This is a genomic window from Actinomycetota bacterium (assembly GCA_040757835.1).
In the GTDB taxonomy this organism is placed as follows: domain Bacteria; phylum Actinomycetota; class Geothermincolia; order Geothermincolales; family RBG-13-55-18; genus SURF-21.
Genome location: JBFLWJ010000021.1, coordinates 19,661 through 39,150 on the forward strand (window position 1 = coordinate 19,661; position 19,490 = coordinate 39,150).

The 19,490-nt window shown below is 63.5% G+C and carries 18 protein-coding genes; 8 read left to right on the forward strand and 10 right to left on the reverse strand.

Translation table 11 applies throughout. The features are described 5' to 3' along the window. Positions 1-95 precede the first annotated feature (95 nt). The 4 genes from AB1384_13630 to AB1384_13645 form a co-directional block, all read right to left on the reverse strand. Positions 96-1,382 carry a double-cubane-cluster-containing anaerobic reductase gene (locus AB1384_13630; protein MEW6555312.1) on the reverse strand — a complete coding sequence of 429 codons (1,287 nt, stop codon included), beginning with the start codon at positions 1,380-1,382 and terminating at the stop codon, positions 96-98. 24 nt (positions 1,383-1,406) lie between these two features. After that, the gene (locus AB1384_13635; protein MEW6555313.1) at positions 1,407-1,649 is read right to left on the reverse strand and encodes a DUF3343 domain-containing protein; all 243 of its coding nucleotides are present in this window, start codon (positions 1,647-1,649) and stop codon (positions 1,407-1,409) included. 266 nt (positions 1,650-1,915) lie between these two features. Then, positions 1,916-2,098, reverse strand: coding sequence for a hypothetical protein (locus tag AB1384_13640; GenBank protein MEW6555314.1), 183 nt, complete (start codon positions 2,096-2,098; stop codon positions 1,916-1,918). Positions 2,099-2,235: 137 nt separating this feature from the next. Beyond that, positions 2,236-2,406, reverse strand: a complete 171-nt coding sequence (locus AB1384_13645) for a hypothetical protein (GenBank protein MEW6555315.1) — start codon at positions 2,404-2,406, stop codon at positions 2,236-2,238. A gap of 195 nt (positions 2,407-2,601) precedes the next feature. Here AB1384_13645 and AB1384_13650 point away from each other — a divergent pair, with 195 nt between their 5' ends. Continuing rightward, the gene (locus AB1384_13650; protein MEW6555316.1) at positions 2,602-3,138 is read left to right on the forward strand and encodes an XRE family transcriptional regulator; all 537 of its coding nucleotides are present in this window, start codon (positions 2,602-2,604) and stop codon (positions 3,136-3,138) included. A 232-nt stretch (positions 3,139-3,370) separates the two neighbouring features. Beyond that, positions 3,371-4,165: a heliorhodopsin HeR gene (gene heR, locus AB1384_13655; GenBank protein MEW6555317.1), complete on the forward strand. Its 795-nt coding sequence runs from the start codon at positions 3,371-3,373 to the stop codon at positions 4,163-4,165. 77 nt (positions 4,166-4,242) lie between these two features. Here heR and AB1384_13660 read toward each other — a convergent pair whose 3' ends face one another. The 6 genes from AB1384_13660 to AB1384_13685 all read right to left on the reverse strand — a co-directional run bounded on the left by AB1384_13660 (position 4,243) and on the right by AB1384_13685 (position 10,883). Beyond that, positions 4,243-4,989 carry an alpha/beta fold hydrolase gene (locus AB1384_13660; protein ID MEW6555318.1) on the reverse strand — a complete coding sequence of 249 codons (747 nt, stop codon included), beginning with the start codon at positions 4,987-4,989 and terminating at the stop codon, positions 4,243-4,245. Positions 4,990-4,999: 10 nt separating this feature from the next. Then, positions 5,000-6,514, reverse strand: coding sequence for a glycerol kinase GlpK (gene glpK, locus AB1384_13665; GenBank protein MEW6555319.1), 1,515 nt, complete (start codon positions 6,512-6,514; stop codon positions 5,000-5,002). A 30-nt stretch (positions 6,515-6,544) separates the two neighbouring features. Further along, positions 6,545-8,149, reverse strand: coding sequence for an AMP-binding protein (locus AB1384_13670; GenBank protein ID MEW6555320.1), 1,605 nt, complete (start codon positions 8,147-8,149; stop codon positions 6,545-6,547). Between the two features lie 419 nt (positions 8,150-8,568). Further along, a complete protein-coding gene (locus tag AB1384_13675) occupies positions 8,569-9,000 on the reverse strand; it encodes a hypothetical protein (protein ID MEW6555321.1) in 432 nt (143 codons plus the stop codon). 16 nt (positions 9,001-9,016) lie between these two features. Continuing rightward, on the reverse strand, positions 9,017-9,238 hold the full coding sequence (locus AB1384_13680) for a 4Fe-4S ferredoxin (protein ID MEW6555322.1): 222 nt from the start codon (positions 9,236-9,238) through the stop codon (positions 9,017-9,019). A 490-nt stretch (positions 9,239-9,728) separates the two neighbouring features. Further along, positions 9,729-10,883 (reverse strand): iron-containing alcohol dehydrogenase, encoded by a 1,155-nt coding sequence (locus AB1384_13685; GenBank protein ID MEW6555323.1) that lies wholly within the window; start codon positions 10,881-10,883, stop codon positions 9,729-9,731. A gap of 241 nt (positions 10,884-11,124) precedes the next feature. Here AB1384_13685 and AB1384_13690 point away from each other — a divergent pair, with 241 nt between their 5' ends. The 6 genes from AB1384_13690 to AB1384_13715 all read left to right on the forward strand — a co-directional run bounded on the left by AB1384_13690 (position 11,125) and on the right by AB1384_13715 (position 19,459). Further along, on the forward strand, positions 11,125-13,578 hold the full coding sequence (locus tag AB1384_13690) for a PAS domain-containing protein (protein MEW6555324.1): 2,454 nt from the start codon (positions 11,125-11,127) through the stop codon (positions 13,576-13,578). Then, positions 13,575-14,237, forward strand: a complete 663-nt coding sequence (locus AB1384_13695; GenBank protein MEW6555325.1) for a flavodoxin family protein — start codon at positions 13,575-13,577, stop codon at positions 14,235-14,237. The genes AB1384_13690 and AB1384_13695 overlap by 4 nt, the downstream gene beginning before the upstream one ends. A 206-nt stretch (positions 14,238-14,443) precedes the next feature. Continuing rightward, on the forward strand, positions 14,444-15,085 hold the full coding sequence (locus tag AB1384_13700) for a TetR/AcrR family transcriptional regulator (protein MEW6555326.1): 642 nt from the start codon (positions 14,444-14,446) through the stop codon (positions 15,083-15,085). Between the two features lie 123 nt (positions 15,086-15,208). Continuing rightward, the gene (locus AB1384_13705) at positions 15,209-16,429 is read left to right on the forward strand and encodes a saccharopine dehydrogenase NADP-binding domain-containing protein (protein MEW6555327.1); all 1,221 of its coding nucleotides are present in this window, start codon (positions 15,209-15,211) and stop codon (positions 16,427-16,429) included. Between the two features lie 95 nt (positions 16,430-16,524). Continuing rightward, on the forward strand, positions 16,525-18,093 hold the full coding sequence (locus AB1384_13710) for an FGGY-family carbohydrate kinase (GenBank protein MEW6555328.1): 1,569 nt from the start codon (positions 16,525-16,527) through the stop codon (positions 18,091-18,093). 19 nt (positions 18,094-18,112) lie between these two features. Beyond that, positions 18,113-19,459 carry a RuBisCO large subunit C-terminal-like domain-containing protein gene (locus AB1384_13715; GenBank protein MEW6555329.1) on the forward strand — a complete coding sequence of 449 codons (1,347 nt, stop codon included), beginning with the start codon at positions 18,113-18,115 and terminating at the stop codon, positions 19,457-19,459. The last annotated feature ends 31 nt before the right edge of the window (positions 19,460-19,490 follow it).

The window sequence follows — 19,490 nt, forward strand, 5'->3', positions numbered from 1 at the left end:
CGGCAGGCTTTCACCAAACGCATGATACCACATGCGCCGGGATCGGGCCGCCTTTACCGGCCTGCCTCCTCTGCATGGAAGCCCGACCGTATAGCTTACAGCTTGTCCTTGCCGCCCACCATCTCGATGAGCGCCTGGACGCGGGTAGAGAGCTGACCTACGTCCTCGGTGCTGTAGTCGGTCTCCAGGTAGAGGAAGGGTATGCCCATCTCCTCCATGTCCTGTTTTACCTTGTAGGCTTCGACGGTATAGGGCCCGCAGAACTGCAGCGCGTAATAGACCACGGCGTCGATGGAATAGTCGCGCACCAGCTCCTTGATGTGCTCGAGCCTCTCGGGGTTGGGGGTGAAGACGGCACAGTCGATGAGCATGTAGCGGTCGGCGATGGCATCGAGCAGCGCGTCCATGTCCGCGGCGCCCTCGTCCACCAGGTGGCGGAAGTAGCGGATGCCGGTACACATCTCGTCCATGGCCACCAGGGCACCGGAGGTCTCGATGATGGACGCCACCTTCCAGTTGGGGATGGCCATGGGGCAGCCGGAGAGCAGGATTCGGGGCCGGTGGGCGCCGCCGATGGATCCCCCGGAAGATTTCCGCTCCTCGAGTTCGCCCGTGAGGGCATCGATCTTCTCCGTCAGCCGCACCGGGTCGTCGTAGAAGGCTATCTGGTTGATGAGCAGGGCATCGCGGCCGGAGATTAACGGCGGGTCGCTCTTGCGCAGTTCGGCCAGGCGCAGCAGGGCCGCGCGCTTGGCGTTGACCACCCTGACCGCCTCGCGCAGGGAATCCTCGGCGATCTTCTTCCCCGTGAGCTCCTCCAGCCGGGAGACCAGGCGTCGCACCTCTTCCCTCCACAGGTTACGGTCCACTTCCGCCTTGCGCTGGGGGAGTTCCATGACGTGGACGGGCTGGAAATCGTTTAATATCTCGTAATACTTCTTCTTGCCGTCGCAGGTGGTCTCGCCCACCAGTAGGTCGCAGGACTCGATGTACGGGCAGACCTTAGCCAGCTTGAAGCCCAGCGAGGACTTGATGAGGGAACATATATTGCGGGGGAGGTATTTCTCGGCCTCCTCCGCCGCGACCTGGGCCCCGGCACAGAGCCCAACGCAGATGCCGCCGGCGGCGATGACCAGCTCCTCCGGTACGTAGGTACAGAAGGTACCCACCACCACGCCACCTGACTTGCGGTGGTCTACGAGTTCCTTGACCCGCAGCCCGTGGATCTCCGAGAACACGAAATCGAAGTACTCCATTCCGGCCGGGCGTCCCTCCTGGCTCAGGATCGCCTCGCCATAGAGCGGCGGCAATACCTCCAGCAGGCCTTCGTGGGCCGCCAGGTCAAGTCCCAGTTCCTCCCACATCCCGTGATAATCGGCCATGTTCCCTCCTGTTCCTGTTTGCTGCTACAACCAGCGTGAGCGGTAAGGCTCGATGCCCGCGAAAACGACGCCGCCCGCATCCAGCGCCACGCGAGCCTCGTCACCCAGTGCGGGCTCTATGCGCAGGGAGATGCCGCAGTCGACGCTGAACTCCCTGGGCGTGTTGATGACCGAGTGCTCTATACCCGCGTCCTTGAGAACTTTTTCGCCCCTCAAAGCCTGGTGGGTGGATTCGAAGAAGATGACGAGGCAATTGTCAGCAACCATAATATTTAATAATAGTAAATATTCAATAAACTTATCATGCCCATAATACACGGCACCGCGGGGGTTGGCAACGGTATCTTTGGTCACGTGTCCCGGCGCGTCATCGCACAAACGATGCATGCCCGCGGGGATGGCCGGGCGCTATCCCCGCCCCGGGATCTATCGATAACGCCGGTCCCAGGGGCCGGGAAGGTAACCGCGCTCTATGTGTGCGGTCATGAGAGGACAGCAGAGGGAACAGGGGAGGTGTACGGGGCTTTTCTCGCCTATTCTCCTACTTCGCAGGGGACGTTGATCAATCTGTCCATCATGGGAAGGTCGAGGAAGAGCTTCCTTGTCTCCTCGTCGGAGAAGAGGATGAGGTCGACAAAGCCCCCATAGATATGGCGGCTTTCGTCCTCAATGGGCTTTCCCATGTATAATCTTTCGATCTCATCTTCGCTGTACATCGGCCTCAACGTTTCTCTTTAGTAAAACATACTTCGTTATCATAGTAATATTCACTAAACCGCGTGTCAAGTTATTCCACTTGACATAGAATATCACGCTCACCTGCGCAAACGTTCCGCTACGCCTCGCCTTATGCCTACCCCGCTGCGGCCACGAGCAGCGGCATCCGGGGAAGTTCCGGAGACTTCTGCGGTTCCTCCGTTCCGAGGGGCGGTGACTCCTTGCCATGGCGGTCTTCACCGTGGAGGTTCCTCTCCTCGAACGGCTTTCCCAGGTACATGCACTCCACCTCATGATCGCTGTACATCGTGTTCACCCCGTTTCATATAGAATAACAATTTCTAAGTTAAGAGTAATATAGAGAAACTTTTCTGTCAACAGTCATGATTGGGTATGAAGATAGAACAATTGTTATTTTCCAGATATGCAAGGTTATAGTATTTTCCCGGATCACGGTCTATTCTATACAATAGAGAAAACAACGTTTCCGAGGGGGTGGAGCATGGAGGACATCGGGGGTAAGTTAAAGGAGCTGAGGCAGAGCAGGAAGCTCTCCATCCGGAAAGTATCCGAGGCGACGGGATTCTCCATCTCCTTTCTGAGCAAGCTGGAGAACGGCAAGAGCAGCATCACCATTAAGAACCTCATCAAGTTGACGAACTTCTACGGCGTGACCCTTGCCGACATCTTCTCGGACGAGACGGCGCGCAAGATCGCCTTCCGCAAGGAGGAGAGGAAGAAGGTCGACAGCCCGGAATCACTGACCCTGGAACTCCTCGTGGACGAGACGGGTGTCGAAATGGAACCCCTGCTGGGAACCTTCAAGGCGCACGCCAGATATATCGACCCCATAGAGCACGGCGGGGAGGAGTTCGCCATGGTACTGAAGGGCGAGTTCCGTTTCGAGCTTGGCAGCACCGCCCATCACCTGCGGGAGGGCGACTGCGTCTACTTCCAGGGGGCGCAGTCACACGGCTGGGAGAACCTCTCGGGTGAAGAGGGCAGCCTGCTCATGGTCATCACCCCGCCCAGCGTCTGAGCGCTCACGCCCCGGCACCATGCGCGAGTACCGCGTGGAGGCGGTCTCTGCGGTGCCGCCGGATGCCGTCACATATCCACGTGGCCTTCACCACCGGATTTTACCGTGCTGGAACCGACGGGACAGCTCACCCCGTTTAACCCCGGCTCTCGCAGGTAAGAATGGTATTCGGAAGACGGGGGCCGCAGGATGGCCCGACATCCCGCGGTGGCCAGGAGCCAGGAGGTAAACCATGGTGGAGGAAACGGCGGTAGAGGAGAACGGGGCGGTCTTCAGGAAGCTGCGCATCTTCAACGGCGTGGTCGGCGCTGTCCTGCTGCTGGAAGGGATCCTCATGCTCCTCCTGAGCAACGACAGCACCCTTCCCATGACCACGAATTACCTCAAGAGCGATCCCTTCACGGGCGGGTCCCTGCTACCCCCGGACTTTATCGCCAACGTGAGGCTGGGTCCACTGGTGGCGGCCTTCCTGCTCCTCAGCGGACTGGCCCTGCTCCTGCTCACTCTGCCGCGCATCAATGGGTGGTACGTGAAGAACTTGAAGAAAGGCGCCAACTATGCGCGCTGGATGGAGTATTCCATCACCTCATCGCTGATGCTCGTGGTCATCGCCATGCTCTCGGGCATGTTCGACCTGAACAGCCTCATCCTGCTCTTCTTCCTCAACATGACAATGATCCTCTTCGGCTGGATGATGGAGCTACACAACCAGACCACGCGGAAGACCGACTGGACCGCCTTCTACTTCGGCTGCCTGGCGGGGATCGTGCCCTGGGTGGTGATCGCACTCTACTTCTTCTCGGCCGTGGCCGAGCCCGGCGCCCAGGTGCCCACCTTCGTCTATTTCATCCTCCCCATCCTCTTCGTGTTCTTCAATATCTTCGCCATCAACATGGTGCTGCAGTACAAGATGGTGGGGAAGTGGGGCGATTACCTCTATGGGGAGCGGGTCTACATCATCCTCAGCCTGCTGGCCAAGTCGGCCCTGGCCTGGCAGGTATTCGCCGGCACCCTGCGCGGTTCCTAAGCGCGGGGATCGTCTGGCCTGGTATGCGAAGAGAGAAGGCGGCCCCCGTCGAGGGGCCGCCCTTCATCAACAAACACCTAGTGCTTGTTGATGAACTCCACGCAGCGGTCGATGATGAGCCGCTTGTCGTTGTCGAGGGTGGCCACGTGGTAGGAGTCCTCAAGCCACACGATCTCCCTGTCGGTGGAGCTGACGTGCTCGAGGATATACGGCCCGTTGGCGGTGGACACCACGTGGTCCTCGCGGGAGGAGAAGATGAGGATGGGGGCGGTGATCCTGGCGATGTCCGCCTTGACGGCCTTCATAAGCTTGTACAGTTCCGCGGCGGCGGGCACCGGCACTTTTTCGTAGCAAGCTTCCTTGGCGGCAGGGTCCTTGATGTCGCTCCCGACTCCCGGGATGGTCTTGAGCACGTATTTCGCGATGGGGGTCAGCGGCAGCATGGGATTGAGCTTGGAGACGGCGGCGTTGATCGGCATGAGGCCGGCCACCTTGTCCGCGTAGCGTTCCCCCAGATAGCAGGTGATGGTGCCGCCCATGGAGAGCCCGGTCACGAAGACCTTATCGCAGCGTCCCAGCAGTTCCTGCAGGCCCTTCTCCGCCTCGCCGGTCCACTCCTCCCATTTGCGCGTGCTCATGTCCTGCACCGAGGTGCCGTGGCCGGGCAGGCGCGGCCCCAACACCGTGAAACCCGCTTCCGCCAACCCCTTGCCCAGGGGCAGCACGCTCTGGGTGCAGCCGGTGAAGCCGTGCACCACCAGCACCCCCGTCTTGCCGCCGTCGAAAGAAAACGGCTCGGCATCAGGCCATACTTCCTCCGCCATGGTAGCCTCCTTATTCCACGTCGCAGGCCATGTCCTCGCGAGCCCAGTCCAGGCTGCGTTCCACGGCCCTCTTCCAGTCCCTGCGCATCGACGCCACGCGCTCGGCCGCGGCCGGATCGGGCAGGGCCTCGCGGTCCAGTTTCCACCGCTCCTCTATCTCTTCCGTGCTCTTCCAAAAACCCGTCGCCAGCCCGGCCAGCAGCGCCGCCCCCAGCGAGGTGGTCTCGGAGATGACCGGGCGGCGCACCGGGACCCCCAGGAGGTCCGCCTGGTACTGCAGCAGCATGTCCATGACGCTGGCTCCGCCGTCCACGCGCAGCTCCCGCAGGGGGATGCCCGTCTCCTCCCGCATGACCTCCACCACGTCCATGGTCTGCAGGGCCATGGACTCGATGACGGCACGGGCGATATGCGGCCTTCCCGTCCCGCGCGTCATGCCGATGAGCAGGGCACGGGCCTCAGGGTCCCAGTACGGTGCCCCCAGCCCGACCAGGGCAGGCACGAAATAGACCCCTCCCGTGTTCTCAACCTGCGCGGCCAGCTCGTCGATGTCTGAAGCCCTGTCTATTATCTTCAGGCCGTCGCGCAGCCAGTTGACGGCGGCGCCGGTGATGAAGATGGAGCCCTCCATGGCGTAGGTTACCTGCCCCTCCATGGACCAGGCGACGGTGGTCAGCATGCCTTTCTCAGAGAAACGGGGCTCGCCCCCGATGTTCATGAGCACGAAGCTGCCCGTGCCGTAGGTGTTCTTGGTCATACCTGGGCGGAAACAGGCCTGCCCGAAGAGGGCGGCTTGCTGGTCACCGGCGACCCCGGCGATGGGCGCCGTGATGCCCAGGAAGGCCTGGGGGTCCGTGTCCCCGAAAATGCCGCAGGACTCCCTGACCTCGGGCAGCATGGACATGGGCACCGCGCACATCCCGGCCAGCTCTGGGTCCCAGGCGAGGTCGCGGATGTTGAAGAGCAGGGTGCGGCTGGCGTTGGAGACGTCGGTGGCGTGCACGCGGCCCCCGGTGAGCCGGTAGATGAGCCAGGAGTCGATGGTGCCGAAACAGAGCTCCCCCGCCTCGGCGCGCCTGGCTATCCCGGGCTCGTTCTCCATCACCCAGGTCAGCTTGGTGCCGGAAAAGTAGGGGTCGAGCACCAGGCCGGTCTTGGCGCGCACCTTCTCCTCGAGACCATCGTCGACGCAGCGGCGGCAGATGTCGGCGCTGCGCCTGCACTGCCAGACGATGGCCCTGCGCACCGGCTCGCCGGTGGCGCGATCCCAGATCACCGTGGTCTCCCGCTGGTTGGTGATGCCCACCGCGGCGACGTCCGCGGCGGTCGCGCCCGCCGCGTCGAGGGCCTGGCGCGCCGCCTCGCAGGTACGCTCCCATATCTCCAGGGCGTCATGCTCCACCCAGCCTGGTTGGGGGTAATGCTGGGCGAACTCCAGGGATACGCTGGAGAGGGGCTGCTGGTCGCGCCCGAAACACATGCACTTGGTCCCGGTCGTGCCCTCGTCGATGGCAAGGACGATCACTCGCCGCCTCCTCGTCTCGGGGGCTTCAGCCTATTCCACGCCGGGAAGGTCGCCGTTCCCCGGGCCTTCCTCGTAGTCCTCCTGGAGCTGCTCGTCCTCGAAGTCCAGGCTCTCCTGTGGCGCGGGTTCCTCCTCCGCCTTGCCGCCCGCGGCTTCCGCCCTGCGGTCTATGAAACGGCGCTCGCGCCCCTTGGTGTCGAGGCCCAGGCGGTCCAGGAGGCGCGGCAGGCTGTGGAAGACGACCCCGGTCGGTGCCACCTCCACTTCCCGCTGCAGCAGGTCCCGCAGTTCCTTCTCCAGGTAGCGCTTTGATATTCCCTCGGCCGGAGAGACGTGGAGGTACAGCTCGTCCAGGTCGAAGGGGTCGTCGTTGTGCTTGCGCAACTCCAGTTGCCACTCCAGGACGTCCTTGTGGCCGGACAGCAGGGGGTAGAAGGCATTGAGGTCCACCAGGGTGCCCTTGAGCTTGGTCAGCTCGAACTCCTTGTAGTCTGAGGTGCGGGCGATCTCCAGTCCCAGGCGGGGCAGGGAACGGCCGCAGTACGGGCAGGGGGCCAGGTCCAGGCCTCCCTTTACCATGTCCCCGGTGCGGAAGCGCAACAGCACGCTCCCCCTCCAGTCCAGGGTGCTGTAGACTATCTCGCCGTCTTCCCCCGCGTCCATCCGGTTGCCACTCTCGGGGTCGATGATCTCCACGATCTCCATGTCCGGGAAGAGGTGGTAGCCGGAGCTCTCCTCTTTGGAGAGGGCTGAAGCCCGGCACTCGCTCCATGCCACTCTCCCCTCGGTGAAACCGTAAGTCGAGACCACCGCGGCTTTCTCCGCTCCCACCTTGCGCAACAGTTCGAGCATCTTCCCCTTGAGCCCGGCGGGCAGACCGTCGCCGCCCATGATCAGGGTATGGAGCCCGGAGAAGTCGCGCCGGTCGTTGGCCGCAAGGCGCAGGAGGTGGTAGGCATAGCTGGGGGTCGCCGCGAGTACCGTGGCCTTGAGGCGCTCCACCGCCTCCAGGATGCGGTAGGTGCCCAGGATCCTTCCGCCCCCCGTATGCAGGGCCGGCACCCCCGCCGCCTCGGCGGCGAAGTAAGTCATCCAGAACGCCAGGTGCGGCGCGAAGGGGAAGGCGTTGATGAGCATGTCCTCGCGCTCGAGCTCCAGCAGTTCGAAGAGCCTTCTCCCTGCCTCCCGCATACGCCGCAGGTCGTAGCCGGTGTAGAGGATGGGGGTGGGCAGCGCGGTGCGGCCGATGGTGAAGTGATAATGGACGGGCAGGAACTCGTCGTCGATATACTGGGCATAGCCCTTCTTGCCGCGGGTGAACCTCATATAGCGCTGCTTCAATTGCTGGGATGCTTTCACCTCGAAGCCGGGCCGTGACGGCGGGCGCAGCACGATGGAGTAGGGGATATCGGGGTCCTCGGGCAGGGGGGCGATATCCGCCTTGGTGGTGAAGGGGATGCAGGACAGGTCCTTTATCGTCTTGATCACGCCCGGCTTGATGCGGTTGTAGTCGAGGAGTTCGCGATAGTACGGGCTGTATGGATAGACCAGCTCCCGGATGAAGCGGACCAGGTGCTGCTCCTGGGCGGCCTGGTATTGTCTGACCGGCAGATGGTCCCAGAGTGTCTTCGGCATATGCGATCTTCCCCTCCCGTATGATGCGCCGCCTACATGAAATACAGGATGACTTGAGCCCGGTTCCTGATAATCGATAGTATCACGAAAACGAGGGGATATGCAGCACCAGGGTCGCAGCCGCCGCAGGCGCCGTTTCCGCCCGCGGTGGTCTCCAAAGGAAGAGGGGTGCGGCCCCCCGCACCCCTTAAGAGATACCTTCACCCGCCGATGCCGCGGGCTCCAGTGCTTCAGGTGGCCCCGCAGGGCAAGGGTCTGCAGCCCTCGGAACAATGAGCCACCCGTGGAACCGTGAAACGCTTCATCTGAGCACCTCCTTTTCGCGGTCAGCTCTTGCTTTTCGAAATATCATCAGGTCACCGGCCCGCTCCTCCCCGGGCAGGCCTCCATGTAACCCATCATCAGGAAAGGTTTCCTCCTCAATTGACTTTATAACATATCTCGCATTCACCGACGACGCCGTTCTTTCGCACCTCCTGTAGGCTAGCCTTGCGATTGGAGACGCGCGAGATAGAAAAGAGGCCCGTGGGGACGATGGGGCAGAGCGTCGGTTCGCCCTCGGCCTTGAGCAGCTCGTTGCCGTGGCAGATATGGCACCCCTTGACCTCGATACTCAAGTCCGCTCCTTCACCCTTGACGTTTACGGAATCGCAGAAGCGGAGTTCATCCTGGAGGTAGTCCTCCAGGGCACGGTTGAACCGGTCGCCCTCGAGCTTGACCCCGGTCCTGGCGCGGAACTCCTCCGCCCACTCGGAACCTATCTTCGATTTCAGTTTCTCGACCTCCTTGGCGTTCGCCTTTACCACAGCCCGGTGATATCTCTTGAAGAACTCCCGGTCCATCTCCTCCATCTCTTTCCTCCTTCGGTCAGACCATCTTCACGGCGCCCAGCTCGCAGGCATGGGAGCAGTCGCCGCACAGACGGCATTTCTCCAGATCTATGGCGATCCTGCATTTTTCTCCCGAGCCGTTGCCGCCCGGTATGATATTAAAGGCGCCGTGCTTGCAGAACCTTGCCGCCTTGCAGTCGGTGCAACGCTCTGCGATATCGCACCTGTCCCTGTCTATCCACGGCATCTTGCTTCGCATTGTGATCTCCTCATATACCTATGGGGGTATATTACCCCGCTCTGGTCTGGTTATACGATGATTTATATCACCGGGCACAGTGCCCCGGTAAGCAGTACTGCCAGATGCGGGGTTTAATCGTGTTCGAAATGTGGTACATTGAAGTATAAGAGGCAAAGAAGATCAACTCCCGAGAGCGAGCGAGATTGCGGGGATCTCCGCGGCATATGCTGAGATAGGCTCTTCTCGGGAGTTGTCTTTTACGCTCTAGCCCTCCAGGTGTTCGGGCTCGATACATTGTCCGGCCCGGCGACAAGGCTGATCGTCGTCGCAAGCTCCTCCGAGCACCTTGCTCGCCGGGCAGGTAGCAGTGCAGGAGCTGTTCGCCCGAACACCTGTCGTCCCGCGCCGTGGTTATTGTTTAAGACAACCGGGCGGACGATTTACCGCATCATTCACCTCAATGCGCGCGCTGCGACCGGCTATGGGTAGTTCTCCGGACCGGTGCCGCCTAGAGGGCGGAGCGGAGGATGCCGACCAGGTCCTCCAGGACGGTGTCGCGGGGGTTGGAGGAGCGCAGGCGGGTGTTGAGGAAGGCATCGGCGGCGAGGGTCTCCAGGCTCGTCTCCGCTACCCCGGCTTCCTTTAGGCCGGCGGGGATGGGTAGGCTGGAGACCAGCTCCGCAACGGCGGCGGCGGCCTCCCCGGCCGCGCGTGGGGCGGGAAGCCCGGTCACATCACGGCCCATGGCCAAGGCCAGCTCCCGGAAGAGCTCCGGACAGGCCTCCAGGTTGAAGCGCATGACCTGCTCCAGCAGGAGGGCGTTGGCCTTGCCGTGATGCACGCCGAAATGGGAGCCGACGGCGTGGGCGAGGGCGTGGGCCACCCCGAGACCGGCGGAGGTAAAGGCCATCCCCGCCAGGAAGGAGGCCATGGACATGCCGCGACGCGCATCCGCGTCCGAGCTGTCTGCGCACGCCCTCTCCAGGTTAGCGAAGACGAGCTGCGTCGCCTTGAGCGAGAGCGCCCGCGTGGGCTCCCAAGCGCGCCGCGCCACGAAGGACTCCACGGCATGGGTCAGGGCATCCATCCCCGTCGCCGCCGTCAGCTCGGGGGGCATGGACAGGGTTAGCTCCGGGTCGATGACGGCCAGTACCGGGTAGAGGTTCTGGCTGACGATGGACATCTTCTGGCGGCGTTTACCGCCCGTTATCACTGCGGCCCAGGTCACTTCGCTGCCCGTGCCGGAGGTGGTGGGCACGCAGATCAGGGGAGCGGAGCGGCGCGGGATGCGTCCCACGCCGTCCCAGGAAGAGACATCCCCCTCGTTGTTCATCCGCGCCGCGATGACCTTGGCGGCGTCCATGGGACTACCGCCCCCCAGGCCGATGATGAAGTCGCACGCGTGCTCCCTGCAGAAGGCCACGCCTTTTTCCACTGTCTCCACGCCGGGATCCGATTCCACCTCGGCGAAGTGTGAGATCGCGATCCCCACGCCCCCCAGCGCCGCACCAATGGCCTCCACGGCGGCGCCGCGAGAGGTGGGGCCGGACCCGGTGACCAGCAATGCGTGCTTGCCGAAGTTCCTGGCGAAGGCGGCGATCTCCCGCAGGCTACCTTCACCGAACACCACCTGGACGGGGAAGCGATAGGTATTGGTGGCCAAACTCATCCCCCCTCGCTCTTATTGTGGGATTTATCGACGTCGCCAGGGCATAAGTTTAACTGCCGGGAAGGGCGGGAGTCGCACCCCCTCGAATATTCTATTGTCAAGATCGTCACCGGCGTCCATCGGGCCGGTGCCGTCTGCGCGGGCAGCGCGTGGTGGCAGCCCCGGGCCAGCACCAGATAGGATGAAAAGAGCGGTTCAGCCGATTATTGGGGCACACTGGGGAGGTGAGCGGAGGTTGAACGGAAAGGATGTGTCATCCGCCCTCAACGCATCTCTGCTCCTCGATGGCGAGGACAGGATCCTCGAAGGCAACCGGGACGCCGAGGCATTCCTGGAGAAACCCCTGGAGGAAGTGCGCAAGGTCCCCCTGTACAAGGCGAACCCTCCCCTGTATTCCGCCCTCAAGGAGCTGCTCGCCAAGACCAAGCGAGGTCGCGGGGTGGAAGACTATGCCATGGCCTACAAGGTAGGCAAACGCCTCATGCGCCTGAACATAAACATGTCTCCATATCCCCTGGAGGCCCTGGGCACCACCGGCACACTGGTGACCATAAGTAGCGTTGGGATACGCCCGGCGCCGGAAATCCGTGCGCCCCGGGAGGAAGCGCTGCCGGAGCCCGCACCCGAGGAAACCCTGGGACTTCCCCAGCTCCTGGGGATACTTACGGAGCCGGCTTTCACCCTCGACCTCGACGCCAATTTCACCTATGCCAACCCGCCCATGTGTGGCTTGCTCGGCCACGAGCAGGACGAGCTGTTGGGCAGGCCCCTCTCCTTCTTCATGCTGCGGGACGAAGCCAAGCGGTCCCTGGAGTCCCTGGTGGAGGCGGCCCGCGCCGCTCCCTGGAGGGGCGAACTCGAGTTTCACCGCGGTGACGGCACCAGTTCGTTCATCGCGGTGACCATAACCGCGCTCAAGACGACCCGTGGGAAAGTGAACCGGCTCCTTGGCATCGGGCGCGACCACACCACCGAAGCGCGTCTACGCCGGGAGAGGGAAGACGAGCTGCTGAGGATGTGGAGCATGCTCGAGCGGGTGGGCTCGGCGCTGGTCTGCTTCACGCCCGATCTACGCGTAACGCTCCTCAGCCATAGCGCGGAGGAGGCGCTCGCGACCAGCAGCGACCGCGCCATCGGCACACCCCTGCCCGACCTCTTTCCCGCGGACGTGCGGCCGGAGGTGACCACCTTCCTGGAACGCGCCGTCGGGGGCGAGGAGGTCAAGGACGCCATGGTGGAGGCGGGAAAGAAGATGGAGCGGCGCTCGCTCTTTTTGAGCGTCAAGCCCGCGGTGGTCCAGAACGGCCGTACGCGCGAATACATGGCCATCCTGCGCGAGGCGGCGCGTGAGCTGTCGGAGATGGAGGAGGCGGAAGCGCTGCTCAGGGTGGCGAAGAGGAAAGAAAGGGTCCTGGAGCTCGCCTTGAGCGCCACGGACCTCCCCGCTTTCACGGAGCAGCTCCTGCGGGGACTGCAGGATGAGTTCGGAAGCACAGCCGCGGTGCTGTACACGGTCGAGAGGGGCCAGGCATCACTGCGCGCGCGGCTCGGCCTGGAAGATGCGGAGGCGAAACCCCTGTCCACCTTGAAGCTGCGCCCCGGACATGCCAGGCTCTGCGGGATGCTGGTGAGGCTCAAGGTCGAGATCCACGGCGGCGTACCCAGAAAGGGATGGGATGAAGTCCATTCGTTCATAGAGAAGGCCGATGCCGTGCTCCCCATCCTGAGGGAGAGAAGGTGGCGCAACCTCATCGTCTTCCCGTTGCGCAGGGACGGGGAGGCCGTGGGGGCGATCGGCCTCGTCGACTGCGATCCCGCCAAGGTCGATATGGTCGAGGACGCTGCATTTACCGCCATCGGCGAAGCGGCTGCGGTTGCCGTGGGGGCTTTCGAGGGTAAAGGCGCCGGGGATGCCGTAGAGGGTGCGACGGGTTGGGAGCCCGCGGTTCCCGTGACGCCCGCCGCCGCGGCCACGCCGGAAGCTCGAAGGGAAGCTGCTACTCGGCCAGAGCAGATATCCGCCGCGGATGCGGGTGGGGTAGCGGCGTCGGGTCCGGGGCCGGAGCGGGGAGAGACCCGAGAGCCCGATCTGGCGACGGCGCCGGCAAGGGGGAAGGAGCACGACTATTTCGAGATCGCCAGGGAGCACAAGGAGGGCGAGTCCCCCGACAACCTGGCCCTCTTCGGCGAATCGACCATGGAACGCACCATGCCCTCCCCCAAGGGCATCGACCTGGTGGCCTTGCTCTGGGAGATAAAGGACTATTTCGGCAGGGGAGACCGCAAGGGAGAGATCTTCCTCGAGATAGAGGACGACCTTCCCAAGCTGCATACGGACAAGCGCCTGCTGCGCGAGACGCTGCTGCAACTCATCGACAACGCCCGCAAGTTCTCGCCTCCCGACACCCCGGTGATCCTGGGGGCGGAGAGGTGGGGGGACGAGGTCCTGCTGCGCGTGGAGGACCAGGGGGCGGGCATCTCGGCGCAGCTGGTTGAGGAGATCATGCGCTGGGACCCGGAGGAGGCGGGGGATGAGGGCAAGCCGAGGATCGAGGTGGGCGGGCTCTACCTCTGCCGCAAGTACGTGGCGGCCATGGGCGGTGACTTCTCCATCAAGGGCAAGCAGGGCGAGGGCACCACCGCCTTCGTGAGGCTGCGCGTGCTGCCGTTCATCGGGGAGGCCCCGTGATCCCGGAGGTAAGGATACTCGGGGTCTGCGGCAGCCCGGTAAAGGGGGGCAACGCCGAGGCGCTGCTGGAAAAGGCCCTGCGCAGCCAGGACGCCGCGGAGGGCGTGAGCTGGGAGATAGCCTCCCTCGCCCGCGCGGACGTGCGGGACTGCATCCACTGCAACTGGTGCCTGCGCAAACAGGAGGGCGAGCGCCGCTGCGCCCAGGACGATGGCATGACCGCCCTGTACCCCCGCGTGGAGGCCGCCGATGTGCTCATCTTCGCCTCCCCGGTCTATTTCGGACGCCTTTCGGGCCACCTTGCCGCCTTCATCGACCGCCTGCGCCCGTACGTTCACGGCAACGTCTCCAGGGGCATGCTGCGCAACAAGGTGGGGGGGTCCATGGTCGTGGCCTGGTTCCGCATGGCGGGTCTGGAGATGGCCCTCATCACTATGAACCAGTTCTTCTACGCCGTGAACATGGTCATCGCCTCGTCGGAGATGGGGCTGCAGGGCGGCTCCTCCTTCTCCTCCCTGGGGGGAATGGGGATGCGCGACGGCGACGACCGGCTGCTGGTGCTCCGGGACGACCTGGGGATAGCCAGCGCCACCTCCACCGTGGCCCGCGCCGTGGAGCTGGCCCGCATCGTCAAGGCCGGCACCGCCGCCCTCTCTTAGAGGTCAGGCCCTGTCCCTTGCATACCCCGGTACATAATGGTAAATATTACCAAAGACAAGCTCTCTTAACAGGCTTCATGGCGATCCCATTCTTGTAATCGTCCGTTTATGCGGTCGTATTAAACAGGGGGTCGCTTCCTCTTGACGGGGGGACCCCCCCGTATTAATATAAGACCAACCGGTCGGTCTAAGAGCAAAGGTGCAGCATGGCCAGGTCTTTGGGGATCAGGAAGAACCCGGTCAAGGACGAACGGGAGGCGGCCTTCAAGCAGGCTGCCCTCAAGGTCTTCTCCTCCAAGGGGTACCACAAGACCACCATGTCGGAGATCGCCATGGAGGCCGGTTTCGGTAAGGGCACCCTCTACTGGTACTGGAGCTCCAAGGAGGAACTATACTTCGCCCTGGTCGAGGAATCACACAGAGAGTTCGTAGCCCTGGTTGCGGCAGCTGCACAGAGGGACGGCAACGCCCTCGAAAAACTGCTGTGGCTGGGCAACCAGGTCACCGACCTCCATTACCAGCACCGCGACTACACCAAGCTCTCCTGGAAGATGCGCGCCGAGGAGGCGGAGGCCTTCTCCCCCCAGTACGTGGAGCGGCTCCACAGCAACAGCGCGGAGATCAAGGAGAAGCTCGAGGAGATAATGTCCCAGGGCATTGAGGAGGGCCTGCTGCCGCAGGTCGATTCGTACTATCTCGCGTGCATGCTGCTGGGGCTCATGGAAGGCATGGAGATACAGTGGCTCGAGGATCCGGACTCCTTCGATCTGCGCACCGCCATGCGGATAGCGCTGCAGCTCTCCGGGTTGCTGGTGAAGAATGTAGAGGAGCCGGCGGGGAAGGAATGATGATATACCTGTTGGTCTGGGGGATGTGGAAAACACGCCGTTCGAGGAACGGATGAAATAGATATCAAGAGACGAGAAGCTCATATGCGTGGTTTATCCAGGAAGTAACAGGAGGTAGGAGAGATGTCCAGACTGGTTGTCTTAGGCGGTTGCGGAGCGGTGGGGAGTACGGCGATGCGCTACCTCGCCCCTACCGATTACTACGATGAGATCGTGGTGGCGGACAAGGATATCGCGGCGGCACGCGAGCTCGCGGCCGAACTCGGCGAGGGCAAGGTGAAGGCTTTCGAGCTCAACGCCGACGATCCCCAGAACCTGAAAGAGGCCATGGCCGGCGCCGATGTCATCCTCAACTGCGTGGGCCCCTTTTACAAGTACGGACCGCCCATCCTCGAGGCGGCCGTCGCGGCGGGCATAGACTACGTGGATATATGCGACGACATGGACGCCACCGAGATCATGCTGGAGATGGACGGCAAGGCGAAAGAGGCCGGCATATCCGCCCTCATCGGTATGGGCAGCTCCCCTGGCATGGCCAACGTGCTGGTGAAGCTCACGGCGGAGACCCTCCTGGACAAGGTGGACTCCGTGGATATCTACCATGCCCACGGCGGAGAGGACGTGGAGGGGCCGGCGGTGATCAAGCACCGCTTCCATTCCATGGAGATCGACATCCCCATGTTCCTGGACGGCGAGTACAAGACGGTGCGGCTCTTCGAGGAGAGCGGCCGGGCCCTGGAGGAGGAGACCGACTTCCGCGACGTGGGCACCTACCCCGTTTACGGCTATCCCCACCCCGAGACCATCACCCTCCCCAAGTACATCAAGGGCGTGAAGCGCGTGACCAACCTCGGGCTGGTCATCCCCGTCTCCTACGCCAACCTCATCAAGGACATGGTGAGGTTGGGGGTTACCTCCGACGAGCCCCTGGAGGTGCAGGGGCAGCAGATAATCCCCCGCGAGTTCGCGGTGGCCTTCGTCATCTCCCGCCGCGACGGCCTGCTCAAGGAGGCCGGCATCGACTTCGCGCGCGGCTGCCTGAAGATAGTGGTCAAGGGGGAGAAGGACGGGGAGGCGTCGACCTACGTCTTCCAGATGTCCTCCAGCGGCATGGGCATGGGCGAGGGCACCGGCATCCCGGCCGCCATGGGCGCCATCATGATGGGCCAGGGCAAGATAACCCTCAAGGGCGCCTTCCCTCCCGAGGCGGCGGTCAACCCCGCGGACATGATCCAGCTGGCGGGAGTGCTCATCAAGTCCTCCGGCAAGGGAGACAGCGCCCCCATCTATATCGAGCAGATCGACGCAGACGGCAAGGTCAACGTAATAGACCTCAAACTCTAGGGCGGCGGCCGCGGGCGTAGAATAGGGGAGGCGGACAGATAAAGACGCGTTTCCCGGCAGGGAGCACGTCCGAGAGGAGAGGACTGGTGCTTTAAATGGGCGATAATAGATTCATCGTCAGCCATGACGTGGGTACGGGCGGCAGCAAGGCCGTGCTAACCGACCTCGCCGGCAATATAATCGCATCCAGCTTTGAACCCTACCCGGTCTCTTACCCGCAGCCCAACTGGGCCGAACAGGACCCGCGCGACTGGTGGAACGCGGTGGCCGTGAGCACGCAGCGCGTCATCAAGGAGAGCAAGATAAGCCCCCGCCAGGTCGCCGGGACCGCCTTCGCCACCCAGATGCTGGGCGTGCTCCCGGTGGACGCGTCCGGGAACCCCCTGCGCCCCGCCATCATCTGGCTGGACAGCCGCGCCGACGAACAGGCCGCGCGGCTGGTGCGGCGCTTCGGTGGATCCCGCGTGATCATGACCCTGGCGGGGGCGGTGCCCTCGGGCAAGGACGTCATTTGCAAGGTGCTGTGGATCAAGGAGAAGGAGCCGCGTATCTGGGAGGACACCCACAAGATCCTTGACGTCAACGGCTACCTGGTCTACCGCGCCACCGGCAACATGATCATCGACCATACCGGCGCGGGGGTCACCGGGTTCCTCAAGAACAAGACCCGCGATTGGGACCCCCTCTTCGCGAAACTGCTCGGCGTGCCCCTGGAGAAGATGCCCGACGTGAAGAGCTCAGTCGAGATCGTCGGCCTGCTCACCAAGGAAGCCGCGGCCGACATGGGCCTTGAGGCGGGGACACCGGTGGTCGGGGGCATGGGCGACGTGCCCGCGGCGGCCACCGGTTCCGGCGCCCTGGAGGACGGCGACGCCCACATCTACCTGGGCACCTCGGGCTGGCTGGTCATCTCCACCTCGAAGGTGAAGAACCTGGGCAAGAACGGCATCGCCACCGTGGTCTCCGCCGACCCGGAGATGTTCATCATGATCGGGGAGACGGAGACGGCCGGCGCTTGCCTGAAGTGGTTCGCGGAGAACTTCGCCACCGCGGAGGAGACGGAGAGGGCCCGGCGGGCGGGGGGCGAGATGGCCATCTTCCCCGTCCTGGACGAGGTGGTGGAGGGGGTGGAGACCGGCTCCAAGCGCCTGCTCTTCACGCCCTGGATGTTCGGCGAGCGCGCCCCCATCACCGACACCACCCTGCGCGCGGCCTACGTCAACCTCTCACTCGAACACAAGCGAGAACACCTGCTGCGCGCCATCTACGAGGGGGTGGCCTTCAACTTCCGCTGGCTTGTAGACGCGGTGGGCAAGGCGGGATTCGGATGCCGCACCCTGCGCGCCATCGGCGGCGGGGCCCGCTCGGACGTGTGGATGCAGATAATGGCCGACGTCACCCGGCGCGAGGTGGAGGCGGTCCAGACCCCGCAGGAGGCGGGGGCCGTGGGCTGCGCCATGGCGGTGGCGGTGGCCTTGAAGGAATATACGAGCTACCGGGAGCTGAAGAAGGTGGTGGGGGTGCGCAGGACCTTCGAGCCCGACCCGGCCTGCTGCACCGAGTACGAGGAACTATACAACGTGTTCCGCTGCCTGCACGGCAACCTCACCGGCGTCTGCCGCATGCTCAACGAGCCGGGGCACGCCTGCAAGGCGGATATCTAGGAAGTCAAGGAGGAGAGAGATGCTGGATTACGAAGCACAACCGAAGGCGATACCCGAGAGCATTGACTACGGCGACTTCATCATCGCCACCTATTACGCGGCCCTGCCGCGGGACATGATCATGTACTACCTGGCGCCCTTCCTGGCCATCGAGCAGTCCACGGGCACCTGGACCGCCGTCCCCGGTGAGACACCCGAGGTGAGGGCCAAGCACGTGGCCAAGGTGGTGGGCATCCACGAGGTGCCCTTCTTCGAGTTCGAGGTGCCCAGGGAAGTGGAGGAGCGCACCTACGTGGTGCAGGTGGCCTACCCCTTCCGCAACATCGAGCACCAGATACCCATGCTGCTCACCGCCGTGGTGGGCAACATCTCCATGGGCGGCAAGATCAAGCTGCTCGACCTGCATTTCCCCAAGCGGTACACGGAGGGGTTCGGCGGCCCAAAGTTCGGCATCGACGGCATCTACGAAGCCCTGGGTATCAAGGAGCGCCGCCCCCTCGTCAACAACATGATCAAGCCCTGCACCGGCTACTCCTGCGAGGTGGGCGAGAAGCTCTTCTACGAGGTGGCCCGCGGCGGATGCGACGTAATCAAGGACGACGAGCTCATCGCGGACATGGCCTTCAACCGCTGCGAGGACCGGGTGAGGGCGTACATGGCCATGGAGAAGAGGGCCTACGAGGAGACGGGCGAGCACACCCTGTACATGGTGAACATCTCCGACAACCTGCCCAAGATGTTCGAGACCGCCAAGCGGGTGGTTGACGCCGGGGCCAACGCCATCATGGTCAACTACCTGGCCGTGGGGCTGCCGGCCCTGCAGGCGCTGGCCGAGGACCCGGACATCAACGTCCCCATCATGGCCCACATGGACTGCGCCGGGGCGCTCTACGAGTCGCCCATCTCGGGCATCGCGTCCCACTTGGTGCTGGGCAAGCTGCCCCGCCTGGCGGGGGCGGACGTGGTCGTCTTCCCGGCTCCCTACGGCAAGGCGCCCTACCTCAAGGACCGCTTCGTGTACACGGCGGACGTCATGCACTATCCCATGCACGACATCAAGCCCATGATGCCCATGCCCTCCGGCGGCATCACCCCGGACATGGTCCCGGTGTGCGTGGCGGACATCGGCCCGGACATCATGATCGGCTCGGGTGGCGGCATCCACGCCCATCCCATGGGTCCCACCGCGGGGGCCATCGCCTTCCGCCAGGCAATCGAGGCCACCAAGTGCGGCATCCCCATCCACGAATACGCCAAGGACCACCAGGAACTGGGAGTGGCGCTGGGACTGTGGGAAGGCACCTTCTCCGAGACCACCGCGGCGTGCGGCCTGGATGAGACGATCGAGTCGATAGCGGAACACTGAGAAAAAGCGGACTCGCGACCTGCTTCCGCTA

Coding starts and splice junctions, on each gene's coding strand:
- AB1384_13650 (MEW6555316.1), top strand. CDS start 2,602: ATGGAGGACATCGGGGGTAAGTTAAAGGAGCTGAGGCAGAGCAGGAAG.
- AB1384_13670 (MEW6555320.1), bottom strand. CDS start 8,149: ATGCCGAAGACACTCTGGGACCATCTGCCGGTCAGACAATACCAGGCC.
- AB1384_13700 (MEW6555326.1), top strand. CDS start 14,444: ATGGCCAGGTCTTTGGGGATCAGGAAGAACCCGGTCAAGGACGAACGG.
- AB1384_13645 (MEW6555315.1), bottom strand. CDS start 2,406: ATGTACAGCGATCATGAGGTGGAGTGCATGTACCTGGGAAAGCCGTTC.
- AB1384_13715 (MEW6555329.1), top strand. CDS start 18,113: ATGCTGGATTACGAAGCACAACCGAAGGCGATACCCGAGAGCATTGAC.
- AB1384_13660 (MEW6555318.1), bottom strand. CDS start 4,989: ATGGCGGAGGAAGTATGGCCTGATGCCGAGCCGTTTTCTTTCGACGGC.
- AB1384_13640 (MEW6555314.1), bottom strand. CDS start 2,098: ATGTACAGCGAAGATGAGATCGAAAGATTATACATGGGAAAGCCCATT.
- heR (MEW6555317.1), top strand. CDS start 3,371: ATGGTGGAGGAAACGGCGGTAGAGGAGAACGGGGCGGTCTTCAGGAAG.
- AB1384_13630 (MEW6555312.1), bottom strand. CDS start 1,382: ATGGCCGATTATCACGGGATGTGGGAGGAACTGGGACTTGACCTGGCG.
- AB1384_13680 (MEW6555322.1), bottom strand. CDS start 9,238: ATGCGAAGCAAGATGCCGTGGATAGACAGGGACAGGTGCGATATCGCA.
- AB1384_13635 (MEW6555313.1), bottom strand. CDS start 1,649: ATGGTTGCTGACAATTGCCTCGTCATCTTCTTCGAATCCACCCACCAG.
- AB1384_13710 (MEW6555328.1), top strand. CDS start 16,525: ATGGGCGATAATAGATTCATCGTCAGCCATGACGTGGGTACGGGCGGC.
- AB1384_13705 (MEW6555327.1), top strand. CDS start 15,209: ATGTCCAGACTGGTTGTCTTAGGCGGTTGCGGAGCGGTGGGGAGTACG.
- AB1384_13675 (MEW6555321.1), bottom strand. CDS start 9,000: ATGGAGGAGATGGACCGGGAGTTCTTCAAGAGATATCACCGGGCTGTG.